General features: G+C 64.2%; 11 protein-coding genes. 8 read left to right on the forward strand and 3 right to left on the reverse strand.

The features are described 5' to 3' along the window. Both ccoO and ccoN read right to left on the reverse strand, forming a co-directional pair. The gene (gene ccoO, locus PA6_RS04825) at positions 1–615 is read right to left on the reverse strand and encodes a cytochrome-c oxidase, cbb3-type subunit II (RefSeq protein WP_021699758.1); all 615 of its coding nucleotides are present in this window, start codon (positions 613–615) and stop codon (positions 1–3) included. After that, positions 615–2,054, reverse strand: coding sequence for a cytochrome-c oxidase, cbb3-type subunit I (gene ccoN / locus PA6_RS04830; RefSeq protein WP_021699759.1), 1,440 nt, complete (start codon positions 2,052–2,054; stop codon positions 615–617). The genes ccoO and ccoN overlap by 1 nt, the downstream gene beginning before the upstream one ends. Before the next feature lie 41 nt (positions 2,055–2,095). Between ccoN and PA6_RS04835 the strand changes: the two genes are divergently transcribed. Further along, a complete protein-coding gene (locus PA6_RS04835; RefSeq protein ID WP_081693938.1) occupies positions 2,096–2,764 on the forward strand; it encodes an alpha/beta family hydrolase in 669 nt (222 codons plus the stop codon). Positions 2,765–2,822: 58 nt separating this feature from the next. Here the strand turns inward: PA6_RS04835 and PA6_RS04840 are convergent, their stop codons facing one another. Continuing rightward, on the reverse strand, positions 2,823–4,388 hold the full coding sequence (locus tag PA6_RS04840) for a methyl-accepting chemotaxis protein (RefSeq protein ID WP_021699761.1): 1,566 nt from the start codon (positions 4,386–4,388) through the stop codon (positions 2,823–2,825). Positions 4,389–5,080: 692 nt separating this feature from the next. On the opposite strand from PA6_RS04840, the gene PA6_RS04845 reads away from it, so the two are divergent. The 7 genes from PA6_RS04845 (at position 5,081) to PA6_RS04875 (ending at position 14,896) form a co-directional block, all read left to right on the forward strand. Next, a complete protein-coding gene (locus tag PA6_RS04845; protein WP_021699762.1) occupies positions 5,081–6,391 on the forward strand; it encodes a nucleotide sugar dehydrogenase in 1,311 nt (436 codons plus the stop codon). Positions 6,392–6,482: 91 nt separating this feature from the next. After that, on the forward strand, positions 6,483–7,964 hold the full coding sequence (locus tag PA6_RS04850) for a glycosyltransferase family 2 protein (RefSeq protein ID WP_021699763.1): 1,482 nt from the start codon (positions 6,483–6,485) through the stop codon (positions 7,962–7,964). Between the two features lie 40 nt (positions 7,965–8,004). After that, on the forward strand, positions 8,005–9,159 hold the full coding sequence (locus tag PA6_RS04855) for a PilZ domain-containing protein (protein ID WP_021699764.1): 1,155 nt from the start codon (positions 8,005–8,007) through the stop codon (positions 9,157–9,159). After that, positions 9,156–10,526 (forward strand): tetratricopeptide repeat protein, encoded by a 1,371-nt coding sequence (locus tag PA6_RS04860; RefSeq protein ID WP_021699765.1) that lies wholly within the window; start codon positions 9,156–9,158, stop codon positions 10,524–10,526. The genes PA6_RS04855 and PA6_RS04860 overlap by 4 nt, the downstream gene beginning before the upstream one ends. Next, positions 10,523–11,938, forward strand: a complete 1,416-nt coding sequence (locus PA6_RS04865; protein WP_021699766.1) for an alginate export family protein — start codon at positions 10,523–10,525, stop codon at positions 11,936–11,938. Before PA6_RS04860 ends, PA6_RS04865 begins: the two co-directional genes overlap by 4 nt. A gap of 10 nt (positions 11,939–11,948) precedes the next feature. After that, positions 11,949–13,481, forward strand: a complete 1,533-nt coding sequence (algG, locus tag PA6_RS04870) for a mannuronan 5-epimerase AlgG (protein ID WP_021699767.1) — start codon at positions 11,949–11,951, stop codon at positions 13,479–13,481. Next, the gene (locus PA6_RS04875; protein ID WP_021699768.1) at positions 13,478–14,896 is read left to right on the forward strand and encodes an alginate O-acetyltransferase; all 1,419 of its coding nucleotides are present in this window, start codon (positions 13,478–13,480) and stop codon (positions 14,894–14,896) included. Before algG ends, PA6_RS04875 begins: the two co-directional genes overlap by 4 nt. The last annotated feature ends 64 nt before the right edge of the window (positions 14,897–14,960 follow it).

A 14,960-nucleotide genomic window follows, 5' to 3' on the forward strand; every position in this document is an offset into this window, starting at 1 on the left:
TTACCTCTTGTTCTTGACGCTGGTGCCGAGCACCTGCAGGTAAGCCACCAGTGCTTCCATCTCGGTCTTGCCCTTCACGGCGGCCTGGGCGCCAGTGATGTCCTCGTCGGAGTAGGGCACGCCGAGGGTGCGCAGAGCCGTCATCTTGGCCGCAGTATCCTTGCCGTCGAGGCTGTGCTCGACCAGCCACGGGTAGGCCGGCATCTTCGATTCCGGTACCACGTTGCGCGGGTTGTACAGGTGGGCGCGGTGCCAGTCGTCCGAGTAGCGGCCGCCAACGCGAGCCAGGTCCGGGCCGGTACGCTTGGAGCCCCACAGGAAGGGGTGATCCCAGACGCTTTCGCCGGCGACGGAGTAGTGGCCATAGCGCTCGGTTTCGGCACGGAACGGGCGGATCATCTGCGAGTGGCAGCCGACGCAGCCTTCACGGATGTAGATGTCACGGCCTTCCAGTTGCAGGGCGGTGTAGGGCTTCATGCCTTTGACCGGCTCGTTGACCACGTCCTGGAAGAACAGCGGAACGATCTGGGTCAGGCCGCCGATACTCACAGCCAGGACCATGGCGATGGCCAGCAGGCCGACGTTCTTCTCGAGTATTTCGTGTTTGCTGCTCATCAGTGGGCGACCTCTGCTGGGATCAGGGCTTCGCGGTCATATTCGGCCGGTTTGGCGGCGCGTACGGTCAGCCAGGTGTTCCAGGCCATCAGGAACATGCCGAACAGGAAGATGGCCCCGCCCAGTACCCGTACCACGAAGCCGATATGGCTGGCTTCCAGGGCTTCGACGAAGGAGTAGGTGAGGGTGCCGTCGTCGTTCACGGCGCGCCACATCAGGCCCTGGGTGATGCCGTTGACCCACATGGAGGCGATGTACAGCACAGTGCCGATGGTGGCCAGCCAGAAGTGCGAGTTGATCAGGCCGATGCTGTGCATCTGCTCGCGACCGAAGACCTTCGGGATCAGGTGGTACAGCGAACCGATGGAGATCATCGCAACCCAGCCGAGGGCGCCGGCATGTACGTGGCCGATGGTCCAGTCGGTGTAGTGGGACAGGGCGTTGACGGTCTTGATGGCCATCATCGGGCCTTCGAAGGTGGACATGCCGTAGAAGGCCAGGGATACCACCAGGAAGCGCAGGATGGGGTCGGAGCGCAGCTTATGCCAGGCGCCGGACAGGGTCATCATGCCGTTGATCATGCCGCCCCAGGAGGGAGCCAGCAGTACCAGGGACATCACCATGCCGAGGGACTGAGCCCAGTCCGGCAGGGCGGTGTAGTGCAGGTGGTGCGGACCGGCCCAGATGTACAGTGTTATCAGCGCCCAGAAGTGCACGATGGACAGACGATAGGAATACACCGGGCGTCCGGCCTGCTTGGGCACGAAGTAGTACATCATCCCCAGGAAGCCGGCAGTCAGGAAGAAGCCCACGGCGTTGTGGCCGTACCACCACTGCACCATGGCGTCGGTGGCACCGGCGTACAGCGAGTAGGACTTGGTCAGGCTGACCGGCAGTTCCAGGTTGTTGACGATGTGCAGCATGGCCACGGTCAGGATGAAGCCGCCGAAGAACCAGTTGCCCACGTAGATGTGCTTGGTCTTGCGCTTCATCAGGGTGCCGAAGAACACCAGTGCGTAGGCTACCCAGACGATGGTGATCAGGATGTCGATCGGCCATTCCAGCTCGGCGTATTCCTTGGAGCTGGTCCAGCCCAGCGGCAGGCTGATGGCGGCGAGGACGATCACCAGCTGCCAGCCCCAGAAGGTGAAGGCGGCGAGCTTGTCGGAGATCAGGCGGGTCTGGCAGGTACGCTGCAGCGAGTAGTAGCTGGTGGCGAACAGTGCGCAACCGCCAAAGGCGAAGATCACCGCATTGGTGTGCAGCGGGCGGAGCCGGCCGAAGCTGGTCCACGGCAGGTTGAAGTTCAGTTCGGGCCAGGCCAGCTGGGCGGCGATGAACACGCCGAGCCCCATCCCGACTATGCCCCAAACCACCGTCATAATGGCGAACTGGCGGACAACCTTATAGTTGTAGGCCGCAGTGCTGGTTGTGTTCATGTGTTGGGCTTCCATCCACGGTTATGAAAAGCAGGGCAAGCATGGGTAATGGCACGATGATGGTTATTGACGAGGATCAATGTCGCGCGCGGGGATGGCTGTGGAATGGGGCGGACGGAATGTCGCAGGCCACCCTGATCCTCGCTCACGGGGCCGGGGCGCCGATGGACAGCGAGTTCATGCAGGGCATGGCCGAGCGGCTGGCGGCGCGCGGGGTGAGCGTGTTGCGCTTCGAGTTTCCCTACATGGCGGCGAGGCGTGCGGGAGGCGGCAAGCGCCCGCCCAATCCGCAGGCACAGCTGCTGGATTGCTGGCGGGATGTCTACCGGCAGGTGCGGGGGATGGTCGAGGGGCCGCTGGCGATCGGTGGCAAGTCCATGGGCGGGCGCATGGCCAGCCTGCTGGTCGATGAGCTGGGCGCCGATGCGCTGGTTTGCCTGGGTTACCCCTTCTACGCCGCCGGCAAGCCGGAGAAGCCGAGGGTGGCGCACTTGGCCGGATTGCAAGCGCGTAGCCTGATCGTTCAGGGCGAGCGCGATGCGCTGGGCAATCGCGAGACGGTCAGCGGCTACAGCCTGGCGCCCGGCATCACGCTTGAGTGGCTGGCGGCAGCCGACCACGATCTCAAGCCGCTCAAGGCGTCAGGCCTGACTCACGCGCAGCACCTGCAGCAGGCTGCGGAGCGGGTGGCTGCCTTCCTACGCAACTGAGGTTGCGGCGGGCACTAAAAAGGCCGGCGATGGCCGGCCTTTTTAGTGAGTCACCCGCTTAGCGATTGAAGCGTTCCACCAGGGAATACTGATCCTGGGCGGTGGTGGTCAGCGCCTCGCTGAGCTGGGCGGTGCTCTGCGCTTCGCCCGCCGTCTGGTCGGCGAGCTGGGCGATGGTGCTGATGTTCTGGTTGATCTCGTCGGCTACCGCGCTCTGTTCCTCCGCCGCTGCGGCGATCTGGTTGGCCATGTCGCTGATATTGGCTACCGCATCGCTGATGCCGGCCAGGGCCTGGTCGGCCTGCAGTACGCGTTCCACGCCCTGGTCAGCCTGCTTGCGGCCGATCTCCATGGTCAGCACCGCTTCCTCGGCGGTGCGCTGCAGCTTGGCGATCAGCGCGTGGATCTGGCCGGTGGATTCGGCCGTACGTTGCGCCAGCGAGCGCACCTCGTCGGCGACCACGGCGAAGCCACGGCCCATTTCACCTGCGCGCGCGGCTTCGATGGCGGCATTGAGGGCGAGCAGGTTGGTCTGGTCGGCGATGCCCTTGATCACATCCACCACGCCGCCGATCTCGTTGCTGTCCTGCGCCAGGCGCGACACGGTCTCGCCGGTCTCGCTGACCGACAGCGACAGGCGCTGGATGGCCTCCCGGGTCTCGGCGGCGACGTTGCGCCCTTCGCCGGTCAGGCGGTTGGCTTCCTGGGTGGCGATGGCGGTGCGCGCCACATTGCTCGCCACCTCCAGGGTGGTGGCCGCCATCTCGTTGATCGCGGTGGCCACCTGCTCGGTTTCCACGCGCTGGCGCTCCAGGCCTGCCGAGCTGCTGTGGGCCAGGTTGTCGGCCTGGCGGGCCTGGCTGGTCAGGCGTTCGGCGGTGTCCTGCAGGCGCGTCAGGCAGGTTTTCAGGCGCGCCTCCTGGCTGAGCATGGCCATCTCCAGGCGCGCCTCGGCGCCGCGGCTGTCGGTATACATCTGGGCGATCAGCGGGTCCGAGGTGGTCTGCTCGGCCAGGCGCAGCAGGCGCTTGACTCCGCGGTTCTGCCAGCCCAGGCCGGCCAGGCCCAGCGGCACCGAGAGCAGGGCGGCGAGCAGGAAGCCCCAGGTCGAGCCGATCCAGTGGCCGATGAGGAAGCCGATCTGGCTGATCAGGATGAACGGCAGCCAGGCCTGCAGTAGCGGCAGCCAGCGGTCGGTGCTGGGGATAGCCGGTTTGCCGGCGTTGATCCGCGCGTACAGCGCTTCGGCGCGGCGCACCTGTTCGGCGCTCGGTTTGACCCGCACCGACTCGTAACCGACTACCTGGCCCTTGTCCAGAATGGGCGTGACGTAGGCATTGACCCAGTAGTGGTCACCGTTCTTGCTGCGGTTCTTCACCACGCCCATCCAGGGGCGACCTTTCTTGAGGGTCTGCCACATGTGATCGAAGACGGCAGGCGGCACGTCGGGGTGGCGCACGATGTTGTGCGGCGCTCGTATCAGCTCTTCGCGCTCGAAACCGCTGATCTCGATGAAGGCCTGATTGCAGTAGGTGATCTGGCCTTTCACATCAGTGGTGGAAATCAGGCGCTGCTGCGCAGGAAAGGTGCGTTCGCGCTGGGTAACGGGCTGGTTGTTTCGCATGCGTGTCGCTTCTTGATCCTGTGGCTAGTCCCCGGCAGATCGGCCGGAGCAGGGGAAAGTTTAGCCGGAGTCACGCGCTTGCGGGGAGAAGAAGTTGTCCGCCTGGATAGGAAAATATCAGCGCGCAACTTTCGGCATTTTGTCGGAAGTTATAAGGAATAATGAAACCAATATTATCGAGTTAGGTCGGATGTCACTTTTTATTCATCTTGAATGATGGGTCAGGTCTATTAAGGATATCTGTATTGTTTGGTTATTTTGACGTCATAAAAATGGCGTTATGGTGTTTTTTGTTACCTTTGTGGTCTTCTTATTCCGTGTTTTGTCCAGAAAAAATTAGGTGTTACTTTCTATTTTTTCGCCTGTATGCTGCATTCCAGAGCATCTGCTCCATCGTGGTGCCAAAAAAATGGCATTTGTGATCACGGTCACGCGTTACTCTCGGTAACTAGGTTACTGTTTTAAAAAGAATAACTTTCTAATTGTCGTGCGAGGAACTTATTTACCTCACATGGCATCTGTTTTGCTCCCTGCCAAGTTGAACTTTCGGCCATGGCTTGTGCCGAAGCGGAAGTTGTTTTGCAGCGGTAGTAGAGAACCGTGGAGTTCGTAGTCCCAGTAGTCGGTCTCGCGAAGTGTGCCGGTCAGCCGTGTGGCGGCCGTCTCGATCAACGCAAGGAGGAGATCGCTCGATGCGCATCAGCATTTTTGGATTGGGTTATGTAGGGGCCGTCTGTGCAGGATGCCTGTCGGCCAGGGGCCATCAGATCATCGGCGTGGACGTGCAGCCACTGAAGATCGAACTGATCAACAGCGGCAAGTCGCCGATTGTCGAACCGGGGCTGGAGGATTTGCTGCGCAAGGGTGTCAGCAGCGGCAACCTGCGCGGCACGCTGGATGTGCGCGAGGCCGTGCTGGAGACTGACATCTCCTTCCTCGCGCCGCCGACGCCGAGCAAGCGCAACGGTGATCTCGATGTGTCCTACATCGAAGAAGTGTGCCAGCAGATCGGTCGGGTCCTGCCCGAGAAGAGCACCCGCCACACCGTGGTGGTGCGCAGCACCGTGCTGCCGGGCACCTTGCGCAACGTGGTGATCCCGACCCTGGAAAAATACTCCGGGCTGGTCGCGGGCAAGGATTTCGGCGTGGCAGTGAACCCCGAGTTCCTGCGCGAGAGCACCGCGATCAAGGACTACGACTTCCCGGCCATGACCGTGATCGGCGAGCTGGACCAGACTTCCGGCGACCTGCTGGAGGCCATCTACAGCGAGCTGGACGCACCGATCATCCGCAAGACCGTCGAGGTCGCCGAGATGATCAAGTACACCTGCAACGTCTGGCATGCCACCAAGATCACCTTCGCCAACGAGATCGGCAACATCGCCAAGGCGGTGGGCGTCGATGGTCGCGAGGTGATGGAAGTGATCTGCCAGGATCACAAGCTCAACCTGTCCAAGTACTACATGCGCCCGGGTTTCGCCTTCGGCGGCTCCTGCCTGCCCAAGGACGTGCGCGCCCTGAACTACCGCGCCACCCAGCTGGACGTCGACTCGCCGCTGATCAGCTCGCTGATGCCCAGCAACGAGGCGCAGGTGCGCAACGCCTACAACCTGATCGCCAGCCAGGACAAGCGCAAGATCGCGCTGCTCGGCCTGAGCTTCAAGGCAGGTACCGATGATCTGCGCGAAAGCCCGCTGGTCGAGCTCGCCGAGATGCTGATCGGCAAGGGCTTTGACCTGAAGATCTTCGACCGCAACGTCGAGTACGCCCGCGTCCACGGTGCCAACCGCGACTACATCGAGTCGAAGATCCCGCACGTTTCCTCGCTGCTGCGCGCCGACCTCAACCAGGTGGTGGCCGACGCCGACGTGATCGTGCTCGGCAACGGTGACGAGCTGTTCGAAACCGTGGTGCAGCAGCTCCCTCCGGGCAAGAAGCTGATCGATCTGGTGGGCTTCATGCGCCAGTGCAGCGACGAGGTCAAGGAAGGCCTCTGCTGGTAGCCCAGGCTACCGCTGGAACTGTGCACAGGGCGTAGAACAACAACAACAGCGCCCCCGTTGCAGAGCTGTAACCTAACGGGGTTGGCGAAAAATGGATGATCTCAAAGGGCGCCTGTTGCAGAGCGCCGGGTGGCTTTTTTACCTTGCGATATTGGGCGGCATGGCCTTGCTGCTGCCGCATAGCGTGTTCGATCCGCAATCCACGGACTTCCTCCTGCTGCTCGGGGTCGTGGGGATCTGGCGCTATTCGATGGGGGCCATCCACTATGTGCGTGGGGTGATCTTCCTCTATCTGGTGTACCCCTATTACCGGCGCAAGGCCCGCAAGCTCGGGGCCTCGGCCGATCCTTCGCATGTGTTTCTGATGGTCACCAGCTTCCGCATCGATGCGCTGACCACAGCCGCGGTGTATCGCTCGGTGATTCAGGAAGCCATCGACTGCGGCTACCCGAGCACCGTGGTCTGCTCCATCGTCGAACTCTCCGACGAGCTGCTGGTGAAGAACCTGTGGGCTGCGCTGGCGCCGCCGGAGCGGGTCAAGCTGAACTTCGTGCGGATTCCCGGTACCGGTAAGCGCGACGGTCTGGCGCAGGGCTTCCGCGCCATCTCGCGGGCGCATCCGGACGAGAGTGCGGTGGTCGCGGTGATTGACGGCGACACGGTGCTGAGCGCCGGCGTGGTGCGCAAGACGGTTCCCTACTTCAAGCTGTTCGACAACCTGGGTGGGCTCACCACCAACGAGTTCTGCGAGGTACGCGGCGGCTACATCATGGAGGAGTGGCACAAGCTGCGTTTCGCCCAGCGCCACATCAACATGTGTTCCATGGCCCTGTCCAAGCGGGTGCTGACGCTGACCGGGCGCATGTCGGTATTCCGCGCCCAGGTGGTCACCGATGCCGGCTTCATCGCCGATGTGGAGAGCGATCACCTCGAACACTGGCGCCTGGGGCGCTTCAAGTTCCTCACCGGCGACGACAAGTCCAGCTGGTACAGCCTGATGCGCCTGGGCTACGACACCTTCTACGTGCCGGATGCGGCGATCAACACGGTCGAGCACCCGCCGGAGAAGAGCTTCATCAAGGCCAGTCGCAAGCTGATGTTCCGCTGGTACGGCAACAACCTGCGGCAGAACTCGCGGGCGTTGGGGCTCGGCCCCGGCCATCTGGGTCTGTTCACTAGCGTGGTGCTGCTCGATCAGCGGGTGTCCATGTGGACCAGTCTGCTCGGCCCGGCCGTGGCCATCGTGGCGAGCATCAAGTACGGCTTCGCCTACCTGCTCATCTACATGCTGTGGATCGGTCTCACCCGCCTGGTGCTGACCCTGCTGCTGCTGGCCTCCGGGCACCGCATCGGGCCGGCTTACCCACTGATCCTTTATTACAACCAGATCGTCGGCGCACTGGTGAAGGTCTACGTGTTCTTCCGCCTCGACCAGCAGTCCTGGACCCGCCAGAAGACCAAGCTCGATCGCGGCCTGGGCGGCTTCCAGACGTGGTTCAACACCTGGTCGTCGCGCGCCATGACCTTTTCGGCTGCCAGCGTTTTCGCCGCCACCCTGATGTGGGTGGTCTGACCCGGCCCCATTCAATTTGCAGTTTGCACAAGGAACGAAGATGAACGCAGTGATCAGCCCGAACAGTAACGTGGTTCACGAAGCCGAAGCCCAGCGCCAGTACGCGCGCCTCAAGCTGCCGGCGAAGATTCGCTATCGCACCCCGCAGGGCCAGGAACTGGAGGCGCAGCTGCTCGACCTGTCGGTGGGCGGTTTCGGCTTCCAGCCAGGCAATACGCTGCTCAGCGAGGGCCAGCGTTTTCACGGCAAGCTGATGTTCGAAGTCGAAGGCATCGGCTTCGCCATGGACGTGCAGTTCCAGGTCCGCTCGCTGGTCGACGGCAAGCGCGCCGGCTGCGAGTTCCACGAACTGCGCCCGCGCGAGATCGCGGCGCTGCGCTACCTGATCAGCTCTTTCCTCAGTGGCGAGCTGGTCAATGTCGGCGACCTGATCAGCACCCTGCAGCGCGAAAATTTCACCAAGCCGCGCAAGGGCAAGGGTGACGACAAGATGAGCCTGGCCGCCAGGATCAAGGCGCTTGGCCTGAGCTTGAGCATCTTCCTGGTCGGTGTGGCCGCCAGCAGCTATGTGCTGTACCAGCTGTACGACGTGTACTTCATCACCCATGCCGATTCCGCCCAGGTCTCGGTCCCGGGGCAGCAGGTGTCCATGCCGCGCGAGGGCACGGTACAGAGCCTGGTGAAGGTCGGTGACACGGTCGCCAAGGGCGCCCCGGTGGGCACGTTCTCGTCCAGCGCGCTGGACGTGCTGAAGAATGTGCTGAAACCGGAAGAGATGGCTCCTGACAATCTGCAGCGGCTGTTCGACAAGAGCTTCCAGGGCACCCTGACCAGCCCCTGCGACTGCCGGGTGGTGGCGCAGTTGGTCGGCGACGGTCAGGTAGCGGCCAAGGGCGCTGCGGTGTTCATGATGGCGCCGGTCGATGCCGTGGCCACAGTCGAGGCGCGCTTCCCCTATCGCGCCTTCGACGAGCTGCAGCCGGGCAGCCCGGTGAACTTCCTTGTGGCCGGCGAGAGCGAGCCGCGCAGCGGGCGCATCAGCACCCTGGCGCTGCAGGATGGCGGCCTGGCCTCGGATATCCGCGTCGCCATTCAGCCTGACCAGCCGCTGGCCACCGAGCTGGCCAAGCGTCCGGTGGACGTGCGCATCCAGCCGCTGGGCGGGCTGTTCGACAGCGTGGCGGCCGGCAAATGAAGCGCAGCGGCCTGGCCCTAGCGCTGGCGGCTGCACTGGGCGGCTGCACCCAGCTGCCGGACCTGCAGCTGGCCAAGCATGCGCAGACGGGTGGCGACCTGGCCACCGCCGAGGCCAACTTCCGCCCCCTGGCCGAGCAGGGCTTTGTCGAGGCGCAGATCGGCCTGGCCGATGTCCTGGTGCAGAGCCCCGAGGCGCAACGCCAGGCCCAGGGCGAGGCGCTCTATCGCCAGGCGGCCGATGTCTCGCCGCTGGCGCGCAGCAAGCTCGGCAAGTGGCTGGCGGCCAAGGAGCAGGCCAGCGTGGCCGAGCAGCAGGAAGCCGAGCGCCTGCTGTTGCAGGCCATCGAGGACGGCGATCAGAGTGCGCTGCTGGCGCTGCTGCGTCTGCAGCTGCAGGACCCGCAGCGCCTGGCCAGCGGCGAGCTCGAAGCGCAACTGCGCGGCTGGCAGGCACGCGGCATGCCGCAGGCGCGGCTCGGCTGGATCCTGCTGTACCGCGCGCGCGGCGACTATGCCGCGCACCTGGCGGAGATCCGCCGGGATTGCGAGGCCTGGCTGAGCGAAGTCAGCGAGTGCTACGTCGAGCTGGTCAGCGTGTACCGCCTGGAGGGCGCGCAAGAGCCGCTGCAGGCGCTGCTGGGACGGCTGCGCGCGGACTATGCCGCCGGCCTGGTGACACCGATACGGGTGAAAACCGTCGCCGCAGCGCTGGTGGCCGAGGGGCAGGGCGAGCCGCAGCCGGAGCTGGCGCGCGAGCTTTATGAAGAAATCGCCCCGCAGTGGCCGGATGCCTGGGTCAGCCTGGCGGATCTGCTCAGGCGCTTCCCGCAACTGGGCGATGGCCAGCAGGCCGTGGCCTACCTGGAGCAGGGCCTGGCGGCCGGCTCCTCCAAGGCGGCGCTGAGCCTTGGTCACCTTTACCTGAACGGCCAGCTGGTGCCTGCCGAGCCGCGCAAGGCCGAACAGTATCTGTTGCAGGCCGCGGCCGAGCAGAACAAGGCGCACATGCTGCTGGGCAAGCTGTATCGCGGTGGTCAGCTGGGGCGCATCGACCCGCAGAAGGCGCTGGACCATCTGCTGCTCGCCGCCCGCGCCGGCGAACCCGGTGCCGATGCGGCGCTGGCCCAGCTGTTCGGCGAAGGTCGCGGCATTCGGATCAATCCGGTTTACGCCTATGGCTTCGCCCTGCTGGCCAAGGAGCAGGGTTCGGCCCAGGGCGACGTCTGGCTCGAGCGCATGGCACCGCGCCTACAGCCCGCCGATCTGCAGCGGGCCCGCGAGATGGCGGCGCAGGAGCGGGCGGCCAGGGCGGGTGAGCGCATCAGCCAGGGCAACCACAAGGACAAGGCACAGGAAGTACTATGACCCTCAATAAAGCTGTTACCACCTTCCTGATCGCCACCGGTGCGCTGAGTGCGCCCGGCCTGCGCGCGGAGGAGGGCGCGCGTTTCGACTACGGCGTCAACTTCAAGCTCACCGCCCAGTCCACCGAGGATCTCGACCTGGGCACCCGCGATGAAGGCGACTTCAACGGCCTCGGCTTCGGCGTGCGGCCCTGGCTGCTGGCGCAGCGTGGTGACTGGTCGGGCTATGTGCTCGGCGAGGCATTCGCCGCCACCGATGTGCTGGAGTCCTCGCAGGTCGCCGGCGACGACATCGATGCCGGCGATACCCGCGAGCGCGATGACAGTTTCCTCGCCCTGCACGAGTTCTGGGTCGACTACGGCGGCCTCACCGCCTATCCGCAGGAGTCGTTGCGTTTCGGTCGTCAACGCATCCGTGCCGATGACGGTCTGTGGTGGGACACCAATATCGAGGCGCTGCGCTGGAACTTCGAGACCACCTTGCTCGACGCCCATATCGGCGTGGCCGAGCGCTTCAGCGACTACCGCACCGACCTCGACGACCTGGCGCCGCAGGACGAGGATCGTCAGCACTTCATGGGCGACATCTCCACGCAGTGGCGTCCCGAGCATTGGGCTGGGCTCAAGCTGCATCACAGCCGCGATGACGGCAGCCTGGCCGGGGTGGGCGAGCGGGTCGATGAGCTGAGCAAAACCTACAAGGGTGACATCACCTGGCTCGGCGCCGAGCTCAATGGCGACTTCTTCAATCCGCGCAGCAGCGCGCCGCTCAACTACTGGGTGGCGCTCACCGGCATGCAGGGCGACGCCGAAATGCTGCAGACCAGCAGCGCCAGCGGTGAGCGGCGCGCCCTCGGCAGCCGCGATCAGGACCTGGATGGCTGGGCCATCGACCTCGGCCTGCGCTGGAACATCGATGAGCACTGGCGCCTCGGTGGCACCCTGGCGCGCGCCAGTGGCGGCGGCGATGCCGACGACTCCGAACAGTTTCTGCAGACCGATCTGCAGAGCAACCGCGCGCGCTTCACCGGCACCCGCTCCAGCGTGCACCGTTTCGGCGAGGCCTACCGCGGTGAGCTAAACAACCTGCAGGCGGCCTCGCTGTTCGGCAGCTGGATTCTCGACAAGAAGTACGACGCCAGCATCGTCTATCACCGCTTCTGGCGGGTGGACGAGGACCTCGACAGTGCCAGTGGTCTGAGCGTCGGACTGGAGCCGGGCGACAAGGACCTGGGCCAGGAAGTCGACCTGGTGCTGACCCGCTACTTCGACCGCGCCGAACTGGGCGTGGTGGAGGCCGACTCGGCGCTGGTACGCCTGCGTGGCGGCCTGTTCCTGCCCGGCGATGCGTTCCCCAGCGGCACCGACTCGACCATGCACCGGGTCATGCTCGACCTGATCTGGCGCTACTGAGGAGGGCGGCATGATGCACAGCAAACGCATGATCACCCTCGGTCTCTGCGCCAGCCTGTTGGCTGGCCAGGCCCTGGCGGTGAATACCGATGTAACGCCCAAGTCCTACCGGGTCAGCAGCGCGCCGGTCGAGCCGCTGCAACTGGATGCGCCGAAGCTCCCCGACCTGACGCCGTTCACCCCGGCGGCGGTAGAGGCGAGGATCGAGCGCAAGCCGGCAGCCCGTGTCAGCGTCCGACGCATGATCGGTCTCGACCAGCTCAGCGAGTTCACCGGCGGCGACGAACGCCTGCGTGAGTGGGTGGTGCGCCAGGGCGGCATGCCCGAGGCGATCCTGGTGGAGGACGGCTACATCACGCCGGCCGGCCTGGCCAAGGCGCTCGGTGCCGAGCAGCTGCGCGAAACGGCGCCGGGGGTCTACCTGTTGCGCCGGCCGCTGGTGGTGATGCCGGGCGCGACCCTGCATATCGATCAGGCGACCAAGGATTTCCGCCTCTCCAGTGATCGCGGCGCCTTCATCATCAACGACGGCAAGCTGTTCATCACCGATAGCCGGGTTACCGCCTGGCGCGAGAAGGAAGACCGCCAGGACTGGTTCGAGAAGAAGGGGCGCTTCCGTCCTTTCATCAACGCCTGGGGCGGTACCGAGACCTACGTGGTCGGCTCGACCATCTCCAGCCTCGGCTACACCGAGAGCAAGTCCTACGGCTTCTCGATATCCCAGTACAGCCCGTCGATGCACCCGAAGATGCAGCGTGGCCACCCTACCGGCTGGCTGCTCAACTCGCTGTGGGACGACATGTGGTACGGCTTCTACTGCTACGAGGCCGACGACGTGGTGATCCGCGGCAATACCTACCGCAACAACCTGGTCTACGGCATCGACCCGCACGACCGCTCGCGGCGCCTGATCATCGCCGAGAACACTGCCTACGGCACGGTGCAGAAGCACGGCATCATCGTCTCGCGCGAGGTCAACGACAGCTGGATCTTCAACAACCGCTCCTACGAGAACAACCTCTCCGGCATCGTCATTGACCGCAGCAGCGTGAACAACGTCATCGCCTACAACGAGACGTATCGCAACAAGTCCGACGGCGTGACCATCTACGAGAGCAGCAACAACCTGCTGTGGGGCAACAAGGCCTTCAACAATGAGCGCCACGGCATCCGTGTGCGCAACAGCATGAACGTGCGCCTGTACGAAAACCTGCTGGTCGGCAACGGCAAGCTGGGGGTCTACGGCCACGTCAAGGACCTCAGCAACACCGACCGCGACATCCTGCTCGACCCCTTCGAAACCAACATCTCCATGCTCATCGTCGGCGGCAAGCTGGTGGCCAATGCCTCCGGCCCGCTGGGCGTGGATTCGCCGCTGAGCCTGGAGCTGTACCGGGTGGAGATGCTGTCGCCGACCAAGAGCTCCGGCATCGTCCTGCCCGGCATTCTCGGCCCGCATCAGGACAAGATCCTCGACCTGCTGGTACGCCAGAACAAACCGGTACTGATCGATTACCTCGGCAAGGAGGAGGCCGTACGATGAACCTGTTTCCTCGCGCTCGCGGCAGCATGGCACTGGGCCTGCTGCTGACCGCATCGACTGTCGTGGCGGCGGACTTCCCGCGATACGACATTGAACCAGTAGATAAGCTCTGCCCGGCGGCGGCCAACCCGGCCAGCTACACCACCAAGGAGCTTGATTTCCACAGCTTGCTCATCGATGGCCAGGATGGGTGGCTGTTCCGTACCAAGAACGATCTGCGCACCGATATCGGCACGAGTCCTTATGGCTACGCCCAGCTGAAACGCCTGCGTGACGAGCTCAACGCACGAGGGGTGGAGCTGCTGGTGGTGTTCCAGCCCACCAAGGGCCTGGTCAACCGGAGCAAGCTTACGCCGCAGTGGCAGGCCCAATACGACTGGGAAGCTGCTCGTGCCAATTACATCAAGACCATTGGCGAGCTCCGCAAGCTTGGAATTTGGGCCGCAGACTATTCGCCCCTGTTCGATGAGAAGGATGAGCAGCAGGCGTTCTTCTTCAGGGACGATAACCACTGGACACCCAGTGGCGCCGAGAAGACCGCCAAGCTGACCGCCGAGGTGCTGAAGCAGATTCCGGCCTACGCCAGCCTGCAGAAGAAGGAGTTTGTCACCAAGCGCGTCGGCATGCTGCGCAGCATGGGTGGTTCAAGCACGGCGGCGGGCAAGATCTGTGGCAATGACTATGGCTTCGAGTACGTAGATCGTTTCGCCACCGAGCCCGCAGAGGAAAGTTCCGGCGACAGTCTGTTTGGAGAGGAGTCGACTCCGGAGGTTGTGCTCGTAGGCACCAGCAACAGCGGCGAGAAGTACAACTTCGTGGGCTATCTGGAGCAATACAGCGGCGTTCAGGTGATGAACATGGCCGTGACGGGTGGCGGCTATGACAGCGCCATGCTGCAACTGCTGGCCAGCGAGGAGTTTCAGGCCAAGCCGCCGAAGGTGCTCATCTGGGAGTTCGCTCCGCATTACGACATGTCGCTGCGCGACTTCTACCGCCAGGCCGTGCCGATGGTCGACAACGGCTGCGTCGGCCAGCCCGCGCTGCTCAGTGGCAAGGTCAAGCTGCAGCCCGGCACCAACCAGATCCTGCTCAACGGCACTAGCGGCCTGAAGGAGCTGCGCAGCGCCGATCACATGATCGACCTGCGGTTCAGCGACCCCACTGTGCGCGAGGCCAAGAGCACCCTCTGGTATTTCAGCGGGCGCAAGGAGGGCTACAAGCTGGAGCAGAGCGACCGCGTGGATACCGGCGGCCGCTACCTGTTCGAGCTGCGCGACGATGGCGACTGGGCCGACCTGACCCTGATGAGCCTGGAAGTCGACGCCCCCGAAAACATGCCCGCAGGTCTCAGCGTCGAGGCCACCGTGTGCCAGCGCCGCGACGCTGGCCGACCCCAACTGGCGGTCGGCCGATGAGCGCCCCGAACACCCCGACCCCTCCGGCTGCGGCCGGGGCGCGGCCGTGCCGCCTTACCTGGAG

It is taken from the genome of Aquipseudomonas alcaligenes NBRC 14159 (assembly GCF_000467105.1).
Lineage (GTDB): Bacteria > Pseudomonadota > Gammaproteobacteria > Pseudomonadales > Pseudomonadaceae > Aquipseudomonas > Aquipseudomonas alcaligenes.